General features: G+C 54.7%; 21 protein-coding genes and 1 tRNA gene. 16 read left to right on the forward strand and 6 right to left on the reverse strand.

What is annotated here, in order from left to right; translation table 11 throughout:
• Positions 1-109: 109 nt before the first annotated feature.
• The 4 genes from gcvT to ACMWLG_RS18355 all read left to right on the forward strand — a co-directional run bounded on the left by gcvT (position 110) and on the right by ACMWLG_RS18355 (position 5,429).
• Positions 110-1,204 carry a glycine cleavage system aminomethyltransferase GcvT gene (gene gcvT, locus ACMWLG_RS18340; protein ID WP_045405026.1) on the forward strand — a complete coding sequence of 365 codons (1,095 nt, stop codon included), beginning with the start codon at positions 110-112 and terminating at the stop codon, positions 1,202-1,204.
• 23 nt (positions 1,205-1,227) lie between these two features.
• Entirely contained in the window at positions 1,228-1,617 is a 390-nt protein-coding gene (gcvH, locus tag ACMWLG_RS18345; RefSeq protein ID WP_045405029.1) for a glycine cleavage system protein GcvH, read from the forward strand.
• A gap of 124 nt (positions 1,618-1,741) precedes the next feature.
• Positions 1,742-4,615: an aminomethyl-transferring glycine dehydrogenase gene (gene gcvP, locus ACMWLG_RS18350; RefSeq protein ID WP_045405032.1), complete on the forward strand. Its 2,874-nt coding sequence runs from the start codon at positions 1,742-1,744 to the stop codon at positions 4,613-4,615.
• Positions 4,616-4,685: 70 nt separating this feature from the next.
• Complete coding sequence (locus ACMWLG_RS18355; protein ID WP_045405035.1) at positions 4,686-5,429, forward strand: SDR family oxidoreductase; 744 nt, start codon at positions 4,686-4,688, stop codon at positions 5,427-5,429.
• 61 nt (positions 5,430-5,490) lie between these two features.
• Here ACMWLG_RS18355 and bglA read toward each other — a convergent pair whose 3' ends face one another.
• The gene (gene bglA, locus ACMWLG_RS18360; protein ID WP_045405037.1) at positions 5,491-6,924 is read right to left on the reverse strand and encodes a 6-phospho-beta-glucosidase BglA; all 1,434 of its coding nucleotides are present in this window, start codon (positions 6,922-6,924) and stop codon (positions 5,491-5,493) included.
• A 116-nt stretch (positions 6,925-7,040) separates the two neighbouring features.
• A complete protein-coding gene (locus ACMWLG_RS18365; protein WP_032660101.1) occupies positions 7,041-7,772 on the reverse strand; it encodes a MurR/RpiR family transcriptional regulator in 732 nt (243 codons plus the stop codon).
• Between the two features lie 51 nt (positions 7,773-7,823).
• Between ACMWLG_RS18365 and yqfB the strand changes: the two genes are divergently transcribed.
• On the forward strand, positions 7,824-8,135 hold the full coding sequence (gene yqfB, locus ACMWLG_RS18370) for a N(4)-acetylcytidine aminohydrolase (RefSeq protein ID WP_023309102.1): 312 nt from the start codon (positions 7,824-7,826) through the stop codon (positions 8,133-8,135).
• 165 nt (positions 8,136-8,300) lie between these two features.
• Positions 8,301-8,960, forward strand: coding sequence for a PAQR family membrane homeostasis protein TrhA (gene trhA, locus ACMWLG_RS18375; protein ID WP_023309101.1), 660 nt, complete (start codon positions 8,301-8,303; stop codon positions 8,958-8,960).
• A 73-nt stretch (positions 8,961-9,033) separates the two neighbouring features.
• Here the strand turns inward: trhA and ygfZ are convergent, their stop codons facing one another.
• Positions 9,034-10,014, reverse strand: coding sequence for a tRNA-modifying protein YgfZ (gene ygfZ / locus ACMWLG_RS18380; protein ID WP_045405040.1), 981 nt, complete (start codon positions 10,012-10,014; stop codon positions 9,034-9,036).
• A 294-nt stretch (positions 10,015-10,308) separates the two neighbouring features.
• On the opposite strand from ygfZ, the gene sdhE reads away from it, so the two are divergent.
• The gene (gene sdhE / locus ACMWLG_RS18385) at positions 10,309-10,575 is read left to right on the forward strand and encodes an FAD assembly factor SdhE (protein WP_010435322.1); all 267 of its coding nucleotides are present in this window, start codon (positions 10,309-10,311) and stop codon (positions 10,573-10,575) included.
• Positions 10,556-10,966, forward strand: a complete 411-nt coding sequence (locus ACMWLG_RS18390) for a protein YgfX (RefSeq protein ID WP_045405042.1) — start codon at positions 10,556-10,558, stop codon at positions 10,964-10,966. The genes sdhE and ACMWLG_RS18390 overlap by 20 nt, the downstream gene beginning before the upstream one ends.
• Before the next feature lie 6 nt (positions 10,967-10,972).
• Here ACMWLG_RS18390 and fldB read toward each other — a convergent pair whose 3' ends face one another.
• Positions 10,973-11,494: a flavodoxin FldB gene (gene fldB, locus ACMWLG_RS18395; RefSeq protein WP_045405044.1), complete on the reverse strand. Its 522-nt coding sequence runs from the start codon at positions 11,492-11,494 to the stop codon at positions 10,973-10,975.
• Between the two features lie 101 nt (positions 11,495-11,595).
• On the opposite strand from fldB, the gene xerD reads away from it, so the two are divergent.
• From xerD to lysS, 5 genes are all read left to right on the forward strand, one after another.
• The gene (xerD, locus tag ACMWLG_RS18400; protein ID WP_023309098.1) at positions 11,596-12,492 is read left to right on the forward strand and encodes a site-specific tyrosine recombinase XerD; all 897 of its coding nucleotides are present in this window, start codon (positions 11,596-11,598) and stop codon (positions 12,490-12,492) included.
• A 28-nt stretch (positions 12,493-12,520) separates the two neighbouring features.
• Positions 12,521-13,234, forward strand: coding sequence for a bifunctional protein-disulfide isomerase/oxidoreductase DsbC (gene dsbC, locus ACMWLG_RS18405; protein WP_045405046.1), 714 nt, complete (start codon positions 12,521-12,523; stop codon positions 13,232-13,234).
• Positions 13,235-13,239: 5 nt separating this feature from the next.
• Complete coding sequence (recJ, locus tag ACMWLG_RS18410; RefSeq protein WP_414763019.1) at positions 13,240-14,973, forward strand: single-stranded-DNA-specific exonuclease RecJ; 1,734 nt, start codon at positions 13,240-13,242, stop codon at positions 14,971-14,973.
• Between the two features lie 90 nt (positions 14,974-15,063).
• Positions 15,064-16,162, forward strand: a protein-coding gene (gene prfB / locus ACMWLG_RS18415) for a peptide chain release factor 2 (RefSeq protein WP_096059326.1) whose coding sequence is annotated in 2 segments (ribosomal slippage) — positions 15,064-15,138 and positions 15,140-16,162 — 1,098 coding nt in all. Because the reading frame shifts where the segments join, the coding sequence is not laid out codon by codon here.
• 9 nt (positions 16,163-16,171) lie between these two features.
• Complete coding sequence (lysS, locus tag ACMWLG_RS18420) at positions 16,172-17,689, forward strand: lysine--tRNA ligase (protein ID WP_023309094.1); 1,518 nt, start codon at positions 16,172-16,174, stop codon at positions 17,687-17,689.
• Positions 17,690-17,727: 38 nt separating this feature from the next.
• Here lysS and idi read toward each other — a convergent pair whose 3' ends face one another.
• Positions 17,728-18,270 (reverse strand): isopentenyl-diphosphate Delta-isomerase, encoded by a 543-nt coding sequence (idi, locus tag ACMWLG_RS18425; protein ID WP_045405048.1) that lies wholly within the window; start codon positions 18,268-18,270, stop codon positions 17,728-17,730.
• Between the two features lie 163 nt (positions 18,271-18,433).
• Between idi and actS the strand changes: the two genes are divergently transcribed.
• From actS to ACMWLG_RS18440, 3 genes are all read left to right on the forward strand, one after another.
• A complete protein-coding gene (gene actS / locus ACMWLG_RS18430) occupies positions 18,434-19,177 on the forward strand; it encodes an amidase activator ActS (RefSeq protein ID WP_045405051.1) in 744 nt (247 codons plus the stop codon).
• Between the two features lie 80 nt (positions 19,178-19,257).
• Positions 19,258-19,331: transfer RNA gene (locus ACMWLG_RS18435), tRNA-Gly, on the forward strand.
• Positions 19,332-19,420: 89 nt separating this feature from the next.
• Positions 19,421-21,361, forward strand: coding sequence for a site-specific integrase (locus tag ACMWLG_RS18440; RefSeq protein WP_045405052.1), 1,941 nt, complete (start codon positions 19,421-19,423; stop codon positions 21,359-21,361).
• Positions 21,362-21,602: 241 nt separating this feature from the next.
• Here the strand turns inward: ACMWLG_RS18440 and ACMWLG_RS18445 are convergent, their stop codons facing one another.
• Positions 21,603-22,067: a DUF4468 domain-containing protein gene (locus tag ACMWLG_RS18445; RefSeq protein ID WP_229218366.1), complete on the reverse strand. Its 465-nt coding sequence runs from the start codon at positions 22,065-22,067 to the stop codon at positions 21,603-21,605.
• Positions 22,068-22,207: the final 140 nt, after the last annotated feature.

Consider the following 22,207-nt stretch of genomic DNA (forward strand, 5'->3'; position numbering starts at 1 on the left):
GTTAACCGCCGGTTTCGGTGGTAAGTTCGGGTAAAAGAGAACGTTTGCGTCGGCGCCAGGTAACGGGGCCGACACCGGGTTTCACGGTGAATTTTTCAACGAGGACAAGATGGCTCAACAGACTCCTTTGTACGAACAACACGTGTTATGCGGCGCCCGCATGGTGGACTTCCAAGGCTGGATGATGCCGCTGCACTACGGCTCGCAGATTGATGAGCACCACGCGGTGCGCACCGATGCCGGTATGTTCGACGTGTCCCACATGACGATTGTCGATCTGCGCGGTAGCCGCACCCGGGAGTTTTTGCGTTATCTGCTGGCAAATGACGTCGCCAAACTGAAGACGCCGGGTAAAGCGCTCTACACCGGCATGCTGAATGCCTCGGGCGGCGTGATTGATGACCTTATCGTCTACTACTTCACTGAAGATTTCTTCCGCCTCGTTGTCAACTCCGCCACCCGCGAAAAAGACCTCTCCTGGATCACCCAACACGCCGAACCTTATGCCATCGACATCACCGTCCGTGACGACCTGTCGCTGATCGCCGTACAGGGGCCGAACGCGCAGGCGAAAGCCGCGTCTCTGTTTAACGACGAGCAACGCAAAGCAACCGAAGGCATGAAGCCGTTCTTCGGCGTGCAGGCGGGCGATCTGTTTATCGCCACCACCGGCTACACCGGTGAAGCGGGCTACGAAATTGCCATGCCGAACGAGAAGGCCGCTGATTTCTGGCGTGCGCTGGTGGAAGCGGGCGTGAAGCCTGCGGGTCTGGGCGCGCGTGATACGCTGCGTCTGGAAGCGGGGATGAACCTCTACGGTCAGGAGATGGACGAAGGCGTCTCTCCGCTGGCCGCCAATATGGGCTGGACCATTGCATGGGAACCGGCTGACCGTGACTTTATTGGCCGTGAAGCGCTGGAGATGCAGCGCGAGAAGGGCACTGAACAGCTGGTGGGTCTGGTGATGACCGAGAAGGGCGTGCTGCGCGGTGAACTGCCGGTGCGCTTTACCGATGCTGACGGCAATCCTCGCGAAGGCGTGATCACCAGCGGTACCTTCTCCCCGACGCTGGGCTACAGTATTGCACTGGCACGCGTGCCGGCGGGCATTGGCGAAACGGCGGTGGTGCAAATCCGCAACCGCGAAATGTCGGTCAACGTGACCAAACCGATTTTTGTTCGCGCCGGTAAGCCGGTCGCCTAATCATTTTTATCAGGAGAACTTCAATGAGTAATGTGCCAGCAGAACTGAAATACAGCAAAGAACACGAGTGGCTGCGCAAAGAGCCGGACGGCACTTACACCGTAGGGATCACCGAGCACGCGCAAGAGCTGCTGGGCGACATGGTGTTTGTTGACCTGCCTGACGTGGGCACGACCGTTAGCGCGGGCGACGACTGCGCCGTGGCGGAGTCCGTAAAAGCGGCATCTGACATCTATGCCCCTGTGAGCGGCGAAATCGTTGCCGTCAACGACGCGCTGAGCGATTCGCCAGAGTTGGTGAACAGCGAGCCTTATGAAGGCGGCTGGATCTTCAAGATCAAAGCCAGCGACGAATCTCAGGTTGCCGCGCTGCTGGATGCGACCGCGTACGAAGCACTGTTAGAAGACGAGTAATCGTTTATCCCCCTCTCCTTTCGGGAGAGGGCAGGGGCGAGGGTGCCCATCTTCCCCTCGCCCTAACCCTCTCCCAGAGGGAGAGGGAACTTAAATTCACTGCACGTTTCAGGAACCATCGCTCATGACACAGACTTTAAGCCAGCTTGAAAACCGTGGCGCCTTCATTGAACGTCACATTGGGCCGGATGCTCAGCAACAGCAGGAGATGCTGAAGACAGTTGGCGCGGATTCATTAAACGCACTGATCGGCCAGATTGTGCCAAAAGACATCCAGCTTGCCACGCCGCCTCAGGTGGGGGAAGCCACCACGGAATTCGCCGCGCTGGCGGAGCTGAAGGCTATCGCAGGCCTGAACAAGCGCTATAAGTCTTACATTGGCATGGGCTACACCAACGTGCAGTTGCCGCCGGTTATCCTGCGCAACATGCTGGAAAACCCGGGCTGGTACACCGCTTACACCCCGTATCAGCCGGAAGTCTCCCAGGGCCGTCTGGAAGCGCTGCTGAACTTCCAGCAGGTGACGCTGGATCTGACCGGTATGGATATTGCCTCCGCGTCTCTGCTGGATGAAGCGACCGCCGCCGCCGAAGCAATGGCGATGGCTAAGCGCGTGAGCAAGCTGAAAAATGCCAACCGCTTCTTCGTGGCGGCGGACGTGCATCCCCAGACGCTGGACGTGGTGCGCACTCGCGCGGAAACCTTCGGCTTTGACGTGATCGTCGACGACGCCGACAAAGTGCTGGATCACCAGGACGTCTTCGGCGTGCTGCTGCAGCAGGTAGGCACCACCGGTGAAGTTCACGACTACGGCGCGCTGATTGCCGAGCTGAAATCCCGCAAAGTGGTTGTCAGCGTTGCCGCCGACTTTATGGCGCTGGTGCTGCTGACGGCACCGGGCAAACAGGGTGCGGATATTGTCTTTGGTTCAGCGCAACGCTTCGGCGTGCCGATGGGCTACGGCGGCCCGCACGCGGCGTTCTTCGGCGCGAAAGATGAATTCAAACGCTCCATGCCCGGCCGTATTATCGGCGTCTCAAAAGACGCTGCCGGTAACACCGCGCTGCGCATGGCGATGCAGACCCGCGAGCAGCACATCCGCCGCGAGAAAGCGAACTCCAACATCTGTACCTCACAGGTGCTGCTGGCAAACATCGCCAGCCTGTACGCCGTGTTCCACGGCCCGGCTGGTCTGAAGCGCATTGCCAGCCGCATTCACCGCCTGGCCGATATTCTGGCCTGCGGCCTGCAGCAGAAAGGCCTTAAGCTGCGCCACGCTCACTACTTCGACACCCTGTGTGTGGAAGTGGCGGACAAAGCGGCCGTGCTGGCGCGCGCGAATGCGGCAGAGATCAACCTGCGCAGCGATATCCACAATGCCGTCGGCATTACGCTGGATGAAAGCACCACCCGCGACGATATCCTGAACCTGTTCAGCGTGTTGCTGGGTGACGCGCACGGTCTGGACATTGATGCGCTCGACAAAGAGGTCGCGCTCGACAGCCGCTCCATTCAGGAAAGTATGCTGCGTAACGATGCGATCCTGACGCATCCGGTGTTTAACCGCTACCACAGCGAAACCGAGATGATGCGCTATATGCACTCTCTGGAGCGCAAGGATCTGGCGCTGAACCAGGCGATGATCCCGCTGGGCTCCTGCACCATGAAGCTGAACGCCGCAGCAGAGATGATCCCGATCACCTGGCCTGAATTCTCCGAGCTGCACCCGTTCTGCCCGCCAGAGCAGGCGGAAGGTTATCATATGATGATCAACCAGCTTTCCGACTGGCTGGTGAAGCTGACCGGTTATGACGCGCTCTGCATGCAGCCAAACTCCGGCGCGCAGGGCGAATACGCGGGCCTGCTGGCGATCCGTCACTATCACGAAAGCCGCAACGAAGGACACCGCGATATCTGCCTGATCCCAAGCTCTGCCCACGGTACCAACCCGGCCTCTGCCCAGATGGCAGGCATGGAAGTGGTGGTGGTGGCGTGCGATAAAAACGGCAACATCGATCTGGCCGACCTGCGCGCGAAAGCCGAGCAGGCGGGCGACAAGCTCTCCTGCATCATGGTGACCTACCCGTCTACCCACGGCGTGTACGAAGAGACTATCCGTGAAGTGTGCGAAGTGGTGCACCAGTTCGGCGGTCAGGTTTACCTCGACGGCGCGAACATGAACGCTCAGGTGGGCATTACCTCTCCGGGCTTTATCGGCGCGGATGTGTCGCACCTGAACCTGCACAAAACCTTCTGCATTCCTCACGGCGGTGGCGGCCCGGGCATGGGTCCTATCGGCGTGAAAGCGCACCTGGCGCCGTTTGTCCCAGGCCACAGCGTTGTGCAGATTGAAGGCATGCTGACTCGTCAGGGCGCGGTCTCTGCGGCACCGTTCGGTAGCGCCTCTATCCTGCCAATCAGCTGGATGTACATCCGCATGATGGGCGCGGAAGGGCTGAAGCAGGCGAGCCAGGTGGCGATCCTCAACGCCAACTATATTGCGACTCGCCTGAAGTCCGCCTTCCCGGTGCTCTATACCGGCCGCGACGGTCGCGTGGCGCACGAGTGCATCCTCGATATTCGTCCGCTGAAAGAGCAAACCGGCATTAGCGAGCTGGATATCGCCAAGCGTCTGATCGACTACGGCTTCCATGCGCCAACCATGTCGTTCCCGGTTGCGGGTACGCTGATGGTTGAGCCGACCGAGTCTGAAAGCAAGGCCGAGCTGGACCGCTTTATCGACGCGATGCTGGCCATCCGCATGGAGATCGACCGCGTGCAGGACGGCGAATGGACGCTGGAAGATAACCCGCTGGTCAACGCTCCGCATACCCAGCATGAGATGGTCTCCGAGTGGAACCACGGCTATTCCCGCGAGCTGGCCGTCTTCCCGGCAGGCGTGGCAAACAAATACTGGCCGACCGTGAAGCGTCTTGATGACGTCTACGGCGACCGTAACCTGTTCTGCTCCTGCGTGCCGATGAGCGAATACCAGTAATATTGTTGGTGTAGTAACGTAGGCCGGGTAAGGCGAAGCCGCCACCCGGCTTTTTTATTGGGAGAAGAAAATGGCAATAGCACTGGTCACCGGCGCCAGCCGGGGCATTGGGAAAGCCACCGCGCTGCAGCTGGCGCGCGAAGGCTACACCGTGGCGGTGAACTATCATCACAACATTAAAGCCGCGACGGACGTGATCAACCAGATCGTTGAAGCGGGCGGTAAAGCCTTTGCCGTCCGCGCAGATATCAGTGATGAAGCCCAGGTGCTGGCGATGTTTAACAGCCTCGATCGTGAAGGCGAGCCGCTTCGTGCGCTGGTCAATAATGCGGGCATTCTGTTTGAGCAATCCACTATCGAGAACCTCTCCGCTGAGCGCATTAACCGCGTCCTGGCGACCAACGTCACGGGCTACTTTCTCTGCTGCCGGGAAGCGGTAAAACGCATGTCCTTCAGGCATGGCGGCAAGGGCGGGGCGATAGTGAATGTCTCTTCCGCAGCGTCGCGTCTGGGGGCGCCGGGTGAATATGTGGATTATGCCGCGTCTAAGGGGGCGGTGGATTCGCTGACAACCGGGCTATCGCTGGAAGTGGCGGCGCAGGGTATTCGCGTCAACTGTGTACGTCCGGGTCTGATTTATACGGATATTCATGCGTCCGGCGGAGAGCCGGGGAGGGTGGATCGCGTGAAATCGTTGCTGCCGATGCAGCGTGGCGGCCAGCCGGAAGAGGTGGCGCAGGCGATTGTCTGGCTGCTGAGCGAGAAGGCGTCGTACGTAACGGGCAGTTTTATTGAGTTGGCTGGCGGGAAATAAGCCCCTCACCCTAACCCTCTCCCCAAAGGGGAGAGGGGATCAATCGTAGCGCCGCCCGGCGTTAAAGTTTCTCGCCGTTGCTGGCAATCACGCCCTTATACCACTCGAAGCTTTTCTTGCGGGAACGCGACATGTCGCCCGTGCCGTCGTCGTGCTTGTTCACGTAGATAAAGCCGTAGCGCTTGCTGTACTGGCCGGTGGTGAACGACACGCAGTCGATGCAGCCCCATGGCGTATATCCCATCAGATCCACGCCGTCGTGCGTCACGGCTTTGATCATCTCTTCCACGTGGGCACGCAGGTAGTCGATGCGATAGTCGTCGTTGATGCTGCCGTCTTCTTCAACCTTGTCGTAGGCGCCGAACCCGTTCTCCACGATAAACAGCGGTTTCTGATAACGCTCGTACAGTTCGCACAGAGAATAGCGCAGGCCTACCGGGTCAATCTGCCAGCCCCAGTCGGACGCCTTCACGTGCGGGTTCGGCACACTGCCTTCGAAGCCGGAAATCGCATCGCCGGTACCGCCTTCCGCTTTCACCGCGTTGGTCATGTAGTAGCTGAAACCTAAGTAGTCGCAGGTACCTTCACGCAGGATCTGCTCGTCGCCTGCCTCCATTTTGATGGAGAAGCCACGGCGCTCCCACTCGTTCAGCACGTAGGATGGGTAGTAACCACGCAGTTGGACGTCGGTAAAGACATAGCGCTCGCGCATGGATTCCTGGGCGAACATCACGTCTTCCGGTTTGCAGGAGAACGGATAGAGCGCCACCATCGCCAGCATGCAGCCGACTTTCATCTCCGGATTGATGCGGCGCGCGGCTTTCACCGCCAGGGCGCTGGCCACAAACTGGTGGTGCAGGACCTGGTACATGGTCTCTTCCGGATTGTCATGTTCGGTATAGACCACGCCCGAGCAGCAGTAACCGAACAGCGGCGCGCGCCAGTTGCGCTGGTTATTGATTTCGTTGAAGGTCATCCAGTATTTGACCTTGTTTTTGTAGCGCTCAAAAACCACTTCCGCGAAGCGCACAAAGAAATCGACCACTTTACGGTTGGTCCAGCTACCGTACTCCTGCACCAGGTGCAGCGGCATTTCGAAATGAGAGAGGGTGATCACCGGTTCGATGTTGTATTTCAGCAGCTCGTCGAACATGTCGTCGTAAAACTTCAGCCCCTCTTCGTTTGGCTGCGTTTCGTCACCTTTCGGGAAGATGCGCGTCCAGGCGATAGAGGTGCGGAAGCACTTGAAACCCATCTCGGCAAACAGCTTGATGTCTTCTTTATAGTGGCCGTGGAAGTCGATAGCCTCGTGGTTTGGGTAGTATTTACCCGGCACTACTTCCTGGGTGATTTCGCGCGGGACGCCGTGCGCGCCGCCGGTCAATACGTCGCAAATGCTTGGTCCTTTGCCGCCTTTTTTCCAGCCGCCTTCAACCTGGTGAGCCGCAACCGCGCCGCCCCATAAAAAATCTTTTGGTAAGGTTAATTTTTTCATCGCTGCTCTTCTCAATAAATGGCTTATTGGCATCGAGTCTAGCAAAGCGAAATTGAATGTCACGATATAACAATTCACAGTAAATGTGATTTGTTACATCAAAAAAACAGGGTGTTTTATTCTGTGAGTTTCTTCGCCAGTTTACGTCCGAGAGATTCCAGAATATAGATAACGGGAATTTGCGTGGTGATATCGTAGACGCCTGCAATACGCGTCTGAGGAACATGCCAGGAGAGATTAAAGTCCGCCAGTTTTGCGAGACGCGAGTGCTCGTGGCTGGTTATCGAGAGCACCTTGCAGTGATGCAGGCTGAACTGGCTGGCGAAGCGCAGGATCTCCTCGGTCTCGCCCGAGACGGAAAGCACAATCGCCAGCGCATTTTTCGCCATATCATTGGTGACCGGGAAATAAGGATCATCAATATGATTACTGAATTTCCCGATATTAGAAAAGAAGCGTGCGCCATATTTTGCCAGCGAACCCGATGTTCCGGCACCGACAAATATAATTCGCTCTGACGATAAAATAATATCAACCGCCTTATCTAATAACGCATCGAACTCTTCATTATTCACGCTTTTAAAAAAGCTGATAATTTCGCTGGCACCGAAGTTTGCCTGCTGGGGCTCGTTCTGTTCAAGATAAAGCTTAAAGCGCACGCGGAATTCAGAATAGCCTTCGCAGTTAAGCTTGCGGCAAAAGCGCAGGATGGTGGTGGTTGAGACGTCTGCCGCATCCGCCAGCTCGCGGATGGTCATGTACATCACTTTGTCACGATTTTTTATGACATAGTTGTAGACCATCATCTCCAGGTTATTGAGACTGGCAATGGCGGAATGGGAGAACATGCTCACAATGGCTACACTCACTCATCAGACTTTTCTTCAGGGAATAATAACATGCAGCCAAACGACATCACTTTTTTTCAGCGTTTTCAGGACGACATTCTGGCCGGACGTAAAACCATAACTATCCGGGATAAAAGTGAATCCCATTTCAAAACCGGCGATATCCTGCGGGTGGGGCGTTATGAGGATGATGGTTATTTTTGCACCATCGAAGTAACGGGAACGTCAACCGTTACGTTCGATACATTGACGCAAAAACATGCTGAACAGGAGAACATGACCCTGGATGCATTGAAAAACGTGATCTCAGAGATCTACCCCAGGCAGAACCAGTTTTATGTGATTGATTTTAAATGCTTATAATTAAAATCGAAACGCATGTTCGCTGAAATTAAAGTGTAACTGTCTGATTGTAATTTAGAAACGTTATGTTTAACTTTATTTTGGCTAACAGGTGTTCACTGGAATCATTCTCAGTTAGCATAGTTATACGATGAATAATCATCTTTTGTTTTCCCGGAGTTTTGTATGGTGAGTAGACCATTAATCGCACAGGGATATTCGCTGGCTGAGGAAGTAGCCAACAGCATCAGCCACGGCATTGGCCTGGTGTTTGGGATTGTCGGTTTAGTGTTATTGCTGGTGCAGGCGGTGGACGCCAATGCCAGCGCGATGGCCATTACCAGCTACAGCCTTTATGGCGGGAGTATGATCCTGCTGTTCCTGGCCTCGACGCTATATCACGCGATCCCGCATCAGCGGGCCAAGATGTGGCTCAAGAAATTTGACCACTGTGCTATCTATCTTCTGATTGCAGGCACCTACACACCGTTTTTGCTGGTGGGGCTCAACTCACCGCTGTCGCGTGGCCTGATGATTGTTATCTGGAGCCTGGCACTGCTGGGGATCCTGTTTAAGCTGACCATCGCGCACCGGTTTAAGGTGCTGTCACTGGTCACCTATCTGACAATGGGCTGGCTGTCGCTGATTGTGGTGTATCAACTGGCGGTCAAACTGTCGGTAGGGGGCGTGACGCTTCTGGCCTTAGGCGGCGTGGTGTACTCGCTCGGCGTGATTTTCTACGTCTGCAAGCGCATCCCGTACAACCATGCCATCTGGCACGGCTTTGTGCTCGGCGGCAGCGTATGCCACTTTTTGGCGATCTATTTGTACGTGGGGCAGGTGTAGTTTTTAAACCGTGCGGGCTGTTGCCCTCACCCCGGCCCTCTCCCACAGGGAGAGGGAGGGCACCTGGATACGATTACTCTTCTAACGAATACGGCAGCGGCTCGATGCTCAGCGTGTTCGCATCGTCACGCACGCGGAACATGCTGTCGGCTTCCATGTCGTTGTTCATGACGGCCTGTACCAAAAGACGTCCATCATCCAGCTGTACGGCGGCTAACACGGTGCCGGTGCGGCGCCAGTTATCACCCATCTTCAGCTCTAAGTCTTCACCCGCTTCAGGTACACGGCTGGCATGGCCCGCCAGCGTCCACAGCGCTCGTTTGTTAGCTCCGCGGAATTTTGCACGCGCCACCATCTCCTGGCCGGTATAACAGCCCTTTTTAAAGCTGATACCCCCCAGCGCCTGCAGGTTCGTTGCCTGAGGAATAAACTGCGCGCTGTTTGCTGCGTCAATCACCGGCAGACCCGCTTCGATGTTCAGCGCCAGCCACTGCTGACTATTGTTGAGCTGCGCTTCGCCGCGCAGCGCTTCGGTCACGCGTTCGGCCGTTGCCGCATCCGTGACTAACAGGAAACGCTCCGCAGGGTGTTCAAACCACAGGATGGAGGTCGCGCCTTCGCTGACTACCTGCTTTTCTGCGTCCGGCAGTTCGCTGAAGAGATTTTTCAACGCCGCTCGCGCCTGGAAACCGGCCACGCCCAGCAGGACATGTTCGTCGTCCGGGGCGATAGTGACTTTGGAAAAGACCGCGTACTTCTTCAGCTCTTTGAGCTGGGCCTCTTGCAGGCTGCGGCGCTCAATAAAGGCAAAGCCGTCCTGACGGCGGAAGAGGCGCAGGTTGCTCCACATTTTACCTTTTGGGTCGCAATGCGCGGCCAGCAGGTGCTGGTGTTCGGTCATCTGGCTGACGTCGGCGGTCACCTGGCCCTGCAGGTATTTTTCGGCGTCGGCACCGGTGAGCGTTGCCAGCGCCCAGTCATCAAGAGAAATAAGCGTCAGCGGCAGACGCGCAGAGGCGGCGGGCTGGCGAGGAGAAAATGGTGTAAATGCCATAACGATATCCTGAATTGCTTAACGCTTTGATAATGCCTAATGGTAAAAGAGCCTGCAGGCAATGCAAGCGCTTTCAACAGACCATTTGTGCCATAAACCGGTTATGCGTAGCGCTACGCAAAATAATGTAATCCGCTGTCTTTGTAGGGATTATTCTGGAAGCCTGCTCGGCGATCGCAATATTCCAGTAATGAAACGGTCAAAAACACGTTACACTAGCTGGTGTCCCCGTAGAGAAATAAAGAACACTGAACGGGGTACCGACTGTGCCAAACGTAATGCAGGAAACTGAACATGGATATTAACAACAAGGCCCGTATTCACTGGGCGTGCCGTCGCGGCATGCGTGAACTTGATATTTCCATCATGCCTTTCTTTGAATATGAGTATGACAGCTTAAGCGATGATGATAAGCGTCTGTTTGTTCGCCTGCTTGAGTCTGACGATCCGGATTTATTCAACTGGCTGATGAACCACGGCAAACCCGCCGACACCGAGTTGCAACGGATGGTGCAATTAATTCAAACACGGAATCGGGAACGTGGTCCTGTGGCAATCTGATCTTCGCGTCTCGTGGCGCTCGCAGTGGATGTCTTTATTGCTCCACGGCCTGGTTGCGGCCTTTGTTTTACTGATGCCGTGGCCGCTGAGCTATACGCCGCTGTGGCTGCTGTTACTGTCGTTTGTCGTTTTTGACAGCGTACGCAGCCAGCGTCGCATTAATGCCCGTCAGGGAGAGATTAAATTACTGATGGATTCCCGCCTGCGCTGGCAGGGTAAAGAGTGGGATATTCTCGGTATGCCCTGGATGCTCAACTACGGCATGATGTTACGGTTACGCAAGGTGGACGGCGGGCGTTGCCAGCATCTGTGGCTGGCGGCTGACAGTATGGATGCTGCCGAGTGGCGAGACCTGCGCCGGATGCTGTTGCAACAGACGACGCAGGGGTAATGCGCGTTAGCTAAACTTTTCAGCCATTTCGCCCAGAATCTGCTCGCACCAGCTTTGCAGGCGCTCATCGCTAAGATCGTACTGGTTGGTTTCATCCAGCGCGAGTCCTACAAACAATTCGCCGTCGGCGATAATCGGTTTTTTACTGGTGAACTCGTAACCTTCGGTTGGCCAGTAGCCGATAAACGACACGCCTTTCGGCGCCAGCTTGTCATGCAGCATGCCGAGCGCGTCCAGGAACCATTCCCCGTAACCCACCTGATCCCCCATGCCGTACATGGCAATGATTTTGCCGTCGAGGTTGAGCGTATCGAGCTGGTCCCAGATAGCTTCCCAGTCTTCCTGTATCTCGCCGAAATCCCATGTCGGGATGCCGAGGATCAGCACGTCATACTGCTCCATCAGCGTAAGCGCGTCATCTTTCAGGTTATGCAACGTCACCAGTTCCGGGCCAATGATGTCGCGAATTTTCTCTGCCGCCATTTCGGTGTAGCAGGTGCTGGAACCATAGAACAGACCAATATTCATCGCGTAACTATCTCAATACTTGCTTTGACTTTGCGCATAGTGTACCAGAAACCGGTCGCAATCAGGCATAATGGCCTGACTGCAAAATCAAAGGGGCTGATGTGGAAAAGGATCTCGCACTGATCGAACAGTTTCTCGACGCGCTGTGGCTGGAGAAAAATCTGGCCGAGAATACCCTTAGCGCCTACCGTCGCGATCTCACCATGCTGGTGGAATGGCTTGCGCACCGGGGGTTATCCCTTGCGAGCGCGCAGCGTGACGACCTGCAGGCGCTGCTGGGGGAACGTATCGCAGGGGGCTACAAAGCTACCAGTTCCGCGCGTTTGCTCAGCGCCATGCGTCGGCTGTTCCAGCACCTCTACCGTGAGAAGATCCGCGAAGACGATCCCAGCGCGCTGCTGGCATCTCCTAAGCTCCCGCAGCGGCTGCCGAAAGATCTCAGCGAAGCACAAGTTGAGAGATTATTACAGTCACCGGCTGTTGACCTGCCGCTGGAGTTACGCGATAAAGCCATGCTTGAGCTATTGTATGCTACCGGCTTGCGCGTTTCGGAACTGGTTGGTCTGACGATGAGCGACATCAGCCTGCGTCAGGGCGTAGTGCGCGTCATTGGTAAAGGAAATAAGGAAAGGCTGGTTCCGCTGGGTGAAGAGGCGGTTTACTGGCTGGAAACGTACCTGGAGCACGGTCGTCCGTGGCTGCTAAATGGTACTTCTATCGACGTCCTGTTTCCGAGCCAGCGCGCCCAGCAGATGACGCGGCAAACGTTCTGGCATCGCATCAAGCATTACGCCACACTGGCGGGTATCGACAGTGAAAAGCTTTCGCCGCACGTATTGCGTCACGCCTTCGCGACGCATCTGTTAAACCACGGCGCTGATTTACGCGTGGTGCAGATGCTGCTGGGCCACAGCGATCTTTCCACGACGCAAATTTACACCCATGTCGCGACGGAACGCCTGCGGCAGCTACACCAACAGCACCACCCTCGTGCGTGAGTGCCGACGAATTGTAACAGGATCACATATGAAAAAGACTTTCGCGCTGTTCACCCTGCTGGCAGCCTCATTTACCGGTTTCGCCCATGCGGACGACGCCGCCATCAAACAGTCGCTGGCTAAGCTTGGCGTCACCGGTAGCGATATTCAGCCTGCACCGGTTGCCAGCATGAAAACGGTACTCACCAACAGCGGCGTGCTGTACGTCACCGAAGACGGCAAACACATTATTCAGGGGCCAATGTACGACGTGAGCGGCGCGCAGCCGGTGAACGTCACCAACCAGCTGCTGATGAAAAACCTGAACGCGCTCGAAAAAGAGATGATCGTCTATAAAGCGGCGCAGGAAAAACACGTCATTACCGTCTTCACCGACATCACCTGCGGCTACTGCCACAAGCTGCATGAAGAGATGAAAGACTACAACGCGCTGGGCATCACCGTGCGTTACCTGGCCTTCCCGCGCGCGGGCGTGCAGAGCCAGCCAGAGCAGGACATGAAGGCGATCTGGTGTGCGAAAGACCGCAACAAAGCGTTTGATGACGCGATGAACGGCAAAGGCGTTAAGCCAGCCTCCTGCGACATTGATATCGCTAACCACTACGCGCTCGGCGTGCAGTTTGGCGTGAGCGGTACGCCTGCGATTGTCCTGAGCAACGGCTATGTCGTTCCGGGCTATCAGGGACCAAAAGAGATGAAAGAGTTCCTCGACGCGCACCAGAAACAGTTTGGTGGTAAATAATCCGCGTGAAAGCCCCAATAAAATTGCGCCGCCGCGAGGCGGTTGAACCCGTTGATTTACCGGACGATCTCCCGGCACTGCTTAAGCGCCTCTACGCCAGCCGCGGCGTGCGTCGCGCTGAGGATCTTGAACGCAGCGTAAAAGGGATGCTGCCCTGGCAGCAGCTGAGCGGTATCGAAAAAGCCACCGAAATGCTCTACAACGCGCTTCGAGAGGGAACGCGGATTGTGGTGGTAGGGGATTTCGACGCCGACGGCGCAACCAGCACCGCGCTGAGCGTGCTCAGCCTGCGCGCGCTGGGCTGCGATAACGTCACGTATCTGGTACCGAACCGTTTTGAAGACGGCTATGGCCTCAGCCCGGAAGTGGTCGATCAGGCCCACGCCCGTGGTGCACAGATGATCATGACCGTCGATAACGGGATCTCTTCCCATGCGGGCGTCGATCATGCTCACGCGTTGGGGATCCCGGTGCTGGTCACCGATCACCACCTGCCGGGCGAAACGCTGCCGGATGCGGAAGCGATTATTAACCCCAACCTGCGCGACTGCGATTTTCCATCAAAATCACTTGCAGGCGTGGGCGTAGCGTTTTATCTGATGCTGGCGTTACGTACCCTGCTGCGCGATAAGGGCTGGTTCGACTCCCGCGGTATTGCCGTACCGAATCTGGCCGAATATCTCGATCTGGTGGCGCTGGGCACCGTCGCGGACGTGGTACCGCTCGATACTAATAACCGCATTTTGACCTGGCAGGGCTTAAGCCGCATTCGGGCGGGCAAGTGCCGTCCAGGGATCAAGGCGCTGCTGGAAATCGCCAACCGCGACCCGCTCAAGCTGGCGGCAAGCGATTTGGGCTTTGCCCTTGGGCCGCGCCTGAACGCGGCAGGAAGGCTGGACGATATGTCCGTTGGCGTCGCGCTGCTGCTGTGCGACAACATCGGTGAAGCGCGCGTGCTGGCCAACGAGCTGGACGCGCTGAACCAGACCCGTAAAGAGATTGAGCAGGGGATGCAGGCCGAAGCGCTGACCCTGTGCGAAAAGCTTGAGCGTAGCGGCGATACGCTGCCGGGCGGCTTGGCGATGTACCATCCCGAGTGGCATCAGGGCGTGGTGGGCATTCTGGCGTCGCGTATTAAAGAACGTTTCCACCGGCCGGTGATCGCGTTCGCCCCCGCGGGTGATGGCACGCTGAAAGGCTCTGGCCGCTCAATCCAGGGGCTGCACATGCGCGATGCGCTGGAGCGTCTCGATACGCTGTATCCGGGTCTGATGATCAAGTTCGGCGGCCATGCGATGGCGGCAGGCCTGTCTCTGGAAGAGGCGAAATTCGACGAGTTTCAGCGTCTGTTTGGTGAACTGGTCACCGACTGGATTGATCCGGCCCTGCTGCAGGGGGAAGTGGTGTCCGATGGCGAGCTTTCACCGCTTGAAATGACGATGGACGTGGCGCAAATGCTCCACGATGCCGGTCCGTGGGGACAGATGTTCCCGGAACCACTGTTCGACGGGCGTTTCCGCCTGCTGCAGCAGCGCATCGTCGGCGAACGTCATCTGAAAGTGATGGTCGAGCCCGTGGGCGGGGGACCGCTGCTGGACGGCATTGCCTTCAACGTCGATACCTCCATCTGGCCGGACAACGGCGTGCGCGAGGTCGAACTGGCGTACAAACTGGACATCAACGAGTTTCGCGGTAACCGCACCCTGCAGATCATCATCGACAATATCTGGCCAATTTAGCGGCAGTAATCTCTATAAAAAAGGGCGTGGATTCGGTACAATCCCGCTCTTATCACCGCATTTTGACAAGTCCATAAAAGAAAACAGACCATGTTTGAAATTAATCCGGTAAAAAACCGTATTCAGGACCTCACGGAGCGCTCTGACGTTCTTAGGGGGTATCTTTGACTACGATGCCAAGAAAGAGCGTCTTGAAGAAGTAAACGCCGAGCTGGAACAGCCGGACGTCTGGAACGAACCTGAACGCGCACAGGCGCTGGGTAAAGAGCGTTCCTCTCTCGAAGCTATCGTAGATACGCTGGATCAAATGGCCCAGGGGCTGGAAGATGTTTCCGGTTTGCTGGAGCTGGCCGTCGAAGCCGACGACGAAGAAACCTTTAACGAAGCCGTGGCAGAACTCGACGTGCTGGAAGAGAAGCTGGCGCAGCTGGAATTCCGTCGTATGTTCTCCGGCGAATACGACAGCGCTGACTGCTATCTCGATATTCAGGCAGGTTCTGGCGGCACCGAAGCGCAGGACTGGGCCAGCATGCTGACGCGCATGTACCTGCGTTGGGCAGAAGCGCGCGGCTTCAAAACCGAAATTATCGAAGAGTCTGAAGGTGAAGTGGCCGGTATTAAATCCGTGACCATCAAGATTATCGGTGATTACGCCTACGGCTGGCTGCGTACCGAAACCGGCGTTCACCGCCTGGTGCGTAAGAGCCCGTTCGACTCCGGTGGCCGTCGTCATACCTCCTTCAGCTCCGCGTTTGTTTATCCGGAAGTTGATGAAGATATTGATATCGAAATTAACCCGGCGGACCTGCGTATCGACGTTTATCGCGCATCCGGCGCGGGTGGCCAGCACGTTAACCGTACGGAATCAGCGGTGCGTATTACCCACATTCCAACCGGGCTGGTAACACAGTGCCAGAACGACCGTTCCCAGCATAAGAACAAAGACCAGGCCATGAAGCAGATGAAAGCAAAGCTTTATGAGCTGGAGATGCAGAAGAAAAATGCTGAGAAACAGGCGATGGAAGACAACAAGTCCGACATCGGCTGGGGCAGCCAGATCCGTTCTTACGTCCTTGATGACTCCCGCATCAAAGACCTGCGTACCGGGGTTGAAACCCGCAATACGCAGGCGGTGCTGGACGGCAGCCTGGACCAATTTATCGAAGCAAGTTTGAAAGCAGGGTTATGAGGAACCAACATGTCTGAACAACAAGCACAGGGCGCTGACGCGGTAGTCGATCTTAACAACGAACTGAAAACTCGCCGCGAGAAGCTGGCAGCGCTGCGCGAGCAGGGCGTGCCGTTCCCGAACGATTTTCGTCGTGACCATACCTCAGACCAACTGCACGCTGACTTCGACGCTAAAGAGAACGAAGAGCTGGAAGCGCTGAACGTTGAAGTGGCCGTTGCAGGCCGCATGATGACCCGTCGTATCATGGGCAAAGCCTCCTTCGTGACCTTGCAGGACGTGGGCGGCCGTATTCAGCTGTACGTTTCCCGTGACGACCTGCCGGAAGGCATCTACAACGAGCAGTTCAAGAAGTGGGACCTGGGCGATATCCTGGGCGCGAAAGGTAAACTGTTCAAAACCAAGACCGGTGAACTGTCTATCCACTGCACCGAGCTGCGTCTGCTGACCAAAGCCCTGCGCCCGCTGCCGGACAAATTCCACGGCCTGCAGGATCAGGAAGCGCGCTATCGTCAGCGCTACCTGGATCTCATCTCTAACGATGAATCCCGTAAGACCTTCAAAATTCGCTCTCAGATCATGGCCGGTATCCGCCAGTTCATGGTGAACCGCGACTTTATGGAAGTGGAAACCCCAATGATGCAGGTGATCCCTGGCGGCGCGTCTGCGCGTCCGTTCATCACCCATCACAACGCCCTGGACCTGGACATGTACCTGCGTATCGCGCCGGAACTGTACCTGAAGCGTCTGGTGGTCGGTGGTTTCGACCGCGTGTTCGAAATCAACCGTAACTTCCGTAACGAAGGTATCTCCGTTCGTCATAACCCAGAGTTCACCATGATGGAACTCTATATGGCGTATGCGGATTACAAAGATTTGATCGAGCTGACCGAATCCCTGTTCCGCACCCTGGCGCAGGACATTCTGGGTACCACCCAGGTCCCTTACGGTGAAGAAGTCTTCGACTTCGGCAAGCCGTTTGAAAAACTGACCATGCGCGAAGCGATCAAGAAGTACCGTCCGGAAACCAACATGGCGGATCTGGATAACTTCGATTCTGCGAAAGCGATCGCTGAAAGCATCGGTATCAAGGTTGAGAAGAGCTGGGGTCTGGGCCGTATCGTGACCGAGATCTTCGAAGAAGTGGCCGAAGCGCACCTGATTCAGCCGACCTTCATTACCGAGTATCCGGCTGAAGTCTCTCCGCTGGCGCGTCGTAATGACGAGAATCCGGAGATCACCGATCGCTTCGAATTCTTCATCGGCGGCCGCGAAATCGGCAACGGCTTTAGCGAGCTGAACGATGCGGAAGACCAGGCTCAGCGCTTCCAGGATCAGGTTGACGCGAAAGCGGCAGGCGACGACGAAGCGATGTTCTTCGACGAAGACTACGTGACCGCGCTGGAACACGGTCTGCCACCAACGGCGGGTCTGGGGATTGGTATCGACCGTATGGTGATGCTGTTCACCAACAGCCACACCATCCGCGACGTGATCCTGTTCCCGGCGATGCGCCCGGTGAAATAAGGCGTTAAGATGTAAAAAAAGCCCCGAAAGGGGCTTTTTTATTGCGCCGCGAAGGCTTTGAGTTTTTCGCGGGCGGTCGTCGCTTCCATGACCATCCACGGGCTAAACGCCCAGGGCGTCGCGTCCAGCGCGCGGAATAGCGCGTCCAGTTCAACCCACTGATAGTCCATCACTTCATCTTCGTTTATCGTCACGTCATTGGTGATGCGGGCGGCGAATACCGGGCAAATTTCGTTTTCCACGATCCCGGACGGGTCGGTTTCCCGATAGCGAAATTCAGGGGCGACGGCGGTGATATCGGACAGCTCAGCGCCTACTTCAAAGCGGCAGCGGCGAATTATCGCCTGTATCGTCTCTTCGCCGGACTGCGGGTGGCCGCAGACGGAGTTGGTCCAGACGCCGGGCCAGGCTTTTTTGCTTAAGGCGCGCCGGGTGATCAGACATTCGCCGTTTGCGTTAAAAAGCCAGGAGGAGAAAGCCAGATGCAGCGGGGTATGTAAGGTGTGCGCGGCATATTTTTCCTGAGTGCCAATCACCATTCCCTGGTCGTTTACCAAAATAACGTGTTCTTGAATACTCATTCATGCTCCAGTGCCAAAATGCCGAGTGGTTCAGCACCATCAGCCGGATCATTATACTGCATTCTTATACGAACGGTTTGGCGCGTAGAGTGGAAAAGGGCATGACCCATATTCGTTTTGGCTGTTATCATAGTGCGCCATTCACGCTGACCGAGGATCTGTTTTGTTTGCAGGAAGCCTGACGAGAAACCCCATCACCGCCATTTTTTGCCTGACGATGACGCTATTGCTGGCGGGCTGTTCAGGGAGCAAATCTTCGGATATGGGCAGCTATTCCGGTTCGGTCTATACCGTTAAGCGCGGGGATACGCTGTACCGGATTTCGCGTGCAACGGGAACCAGCGTGAAGGATCTGGCGCGTCTGAATAATCTCTCACCACCCTACACCATCGAGGTGGGGCAGAAGCTGAAGGTTAGCGGCGGATCGTCCTCGGGTAAAAAATCCTCTTCGAAAGGCAAAGCCGCCAAAGTGACGCCGTCCTATCAGGTGCCTCAATCATCCTGGCCGCCGGTTGGACAGCGCTGCTGGATTTGGCCTGCCAGCGGTAAAGTGGTCGCCCCTTACTCACTCTCTGAAGGTGGCAACAAGGGTATTGATATCGCCGCTGCGCGCGGTACGCCGGTTTATGCCTCCGGCGCGGGGAAAGTGGTTTATGTGGGTAACCAGCTTCGCGGCTACGGTAACCTGATTATGATTAAGCATGGCGAAGACTACATCACGGCCTATGCGCACAACGATACGATGATGGTCAATAACGGGCAGAACGTCAAAGCCGGGCAGAAGATTGCCACCATGGGCAGCACCGGTACGGATTCAGTGAAGCTGCATTTCCAGATCCGCTATAAGGCGACGGCCATCGATCCGCAGCGTTATCTGCCTGCGCCCGGCAGCAAACCGAAGTGCTAAGTGATTATTTAATCGCCGGTTAGTTGTGAAGAGGCTTGTATGAAGGTGCGTAAGGTCTATAATGCTTTACGCACCTCAAAGCGGGCGTAGTTCAATGGTAGAACGAGAGCTTCCCAAGCTCTATACGAGGGTTCGATTCCCTTCGCCCGCTCCAAAAACTCCCTAACGTATTCATTCCTCAGCCTTTTTCTGATTCATACGTGACGGCGCTCGTGATCCTCCTACAAGGAGTTCATACAGCCGATGGCGCAACGTGGTAATCTCTATCGACGTCCTAGCGGGATCTATGTTCTGCGGATAACCGTTCCGGTTCGGTATCGTGCCCTGATAGGGCAGCGTGAAATACATGCATCTACCCGCACAACCCACCTCGCAAATGCTAAGGCAATCGCCACGCGTTTGTTGGAGAAGTGGTATGCGTCTCTGGAAGAGTTCAAGCAAGTGGATAAAGAGAAAATTCGGGGAAACGCCCCGTTGTTGGCGGGGGCTGGCAAAATCAGCTTGGCTCTTTTTTGCGAATCATTTGATGTGGTGCTTGAAACGGTTGTTCCGCATCTTTTGGCAGACAATATTCCGCTGTATGCTTTTGTAGATAGCCAGCGGGGTTTTCTGATTGATGATTTTACTGCCATTGATCGTGACCCTGATACGCATGGCTTTGTTTTAAACGACGTTGCTCATTACGGCACTGAGGCTATGGTTAACGGCTATATGCAGATTTACATGCCGCTACATGCCCTCAATAAATTGGTTAAAGGGCTATCAACGGAAATAACTGCATTCAGGGCTACCAACGGTAATCCCCTTGCTCTTTGGCTACTGGACTTGCCCGGGGTTACGATAGATTCAAGTTCTTTATTTATCAACAATGTGCAGGCTGAAAAGCTGCGTAGCATGTGGGATAAAGCGTTTGCGAAATCTGAGCCTGAATTACCTCCTGTTCCGGCTGTTGTGCCACCACCACCGCCCCCTCCTTTGATCATCTCTAACCCGTTTTGCAATCCACTACACGCGTCAAAAACGGTTTCAGAAGTGTTGGAGGAGTTCATTGCGTATAAGAACTCAGGGGATCTCAAACTTGCCAGTGAGGAAAAAATCCGGTCGAGAATATCTCATTTTATCGACGTTATGGGAGACTTAACACTTGTTGAGTTAGATCGTAATGTCGTAAAAAAATACGTTTCCAGAATGCAAAGAATGCCCAGTAACTTGTATTTAATGCAACGCCGATACGCTGCCGAAGATTTGGAACAACTCATCGAAAAAGCACTTGATGCCGGTGAGTCGCTCATGACAAAAGATGCGATTGGGCGTCATATGGCCTCATTAGGTTCAATGTTAAAGTGGGCCTGTAAAGAAAATTATTTAATTGCCAATCCAGTGGAAAATGTTCTGGCAAAGCGTAAGAAAACTGCAAGATCTCAAGATGACCGTTATCAGTTCGAAGATGATGAACTGGAACTCATATTCTCTGCATACTGGTTTAAAACTGGCGAGGGTGTGCCGAACAAATTCGGGCGCCATATTGACTTTCGACCTTATCGCTATTGGTTACCCCTATTAGCGTTATATAGCGGTGGGCGAATGAATGAGTTATGCCAACTTTATCTTTCTGATATCCGTATGAGTGAAAATGGTGTTGCGTATCTGGACTTCAATTTAGATTCACCGGATAAAGTTATGGACACTGAAGCTGAAGCGGATAAATCGCTGAAAACGCTCAATGCGTTGAGACAGGTTCCCATTCATCCAAGGCTGATTGAGCTTGGCTTTCTTGAATACGTTAAAGCTTTGAAAGCTGATGGACAGGAACGTGTTTTTCCAGAGTTAACCTTCAATAAAATTAAAGGTTATCGTGGTTATGCGTCAAAATGGTTCAATGAACTTTATTTTGGCAAGAAGCTTGGATTAGACCGTAATGGGAAGAAGGTTTTTCACTCATTCCGCCATAACTATGTGAATAGCCTCGACCGACTGGAGTTAAGTGAACGGATGATCGCCCAACTTGTCGGACATGTTCGAGGAAGCACTACTGCCATGACAACCTATCGTAAAGACAGAGCTGTTGAGGAGCAATTCCACGCAATTTCCGGGCTTAAACACAATTTGCCTGAGATAGCTCCGTTTAATGTTGAGGTGGGACTGAAGGCGATGAAAGACGGGGTTCGCAAGCACAAGCCGTAATCTCTCGCTCACGCCACAGGAAGCTCTGTGGCGCGTTTTTTTATTAAGAGGTGTGGAAATCATGGTGCAGAATTCGCGGCGCTCTCATAGAGTTGCTAGCGTAGCCAAGTAAAATAGGTTGCATTCGAATGGAATCAAAATGCCGCGTGATAACCTGTCATGACTATATTATGCAGCCACACATAATCCCGGCTATAGAAAGCTCAAAAACTTCTCCGGCAAGTTTTTGAGCTGATGGCCGTTACCAGTCTTTTGCAGCAGAGCTACTTTCAGTCACGATCTCACGTTTGTATTGTTCCACAATATCATTCAACGCTTTTTTAGCTTTTGCTTGTCCACCAACGGTCATATTTGGCGAATCTATGGCAGGGAACGCAATCCCGCTTGTTACGTGGGCCGGACGATAAATGTGGATATCATCAAAGGTGATGCGAGCTTTTTCATCTTTTGTGTCGATTTTCATAGTGAATTTATATCGAACATCTTCATTAGCCAAACAATCATTAAAACCGTCACATGGGTATTTAACATTCCCCTTGCCAACAATCGAACCTTCTTCTTTATCGGCATATTGGATTACGCTGTTAGAATCAGTAAAGGCCTTTGCAACCCAAATTTTGGAGCTGCTGTAAAGTGCATCCTTTTTAACCCCGGGAACGTTAACAACACTGACTATACTACCCAGCGGTTGTTTAGCTGCTTCCATATCTGGTGAGGTTACACAACCTGTCAACACAGTAATACTGGTGACCTGCCCCCACGATTAGATACAACACTCAGTTAGTAACGTCGGAATCTTCATTCTCAGAATGACCCTTTCTCCAGCCCGCTGCAAATTCAGACGGT

Source organism: Enterobacter sp. 01-M-02-SI-ECC, from assembly GCF_047530595.1.
GTDB classification, from domain to species: domain Bacteria; phylum Pseudomonadota; class Gammaproteobacteria; order Enterobacterales; family Enterobacteriaceae; genus Enterobacter; species Enterobacter cloacae_M.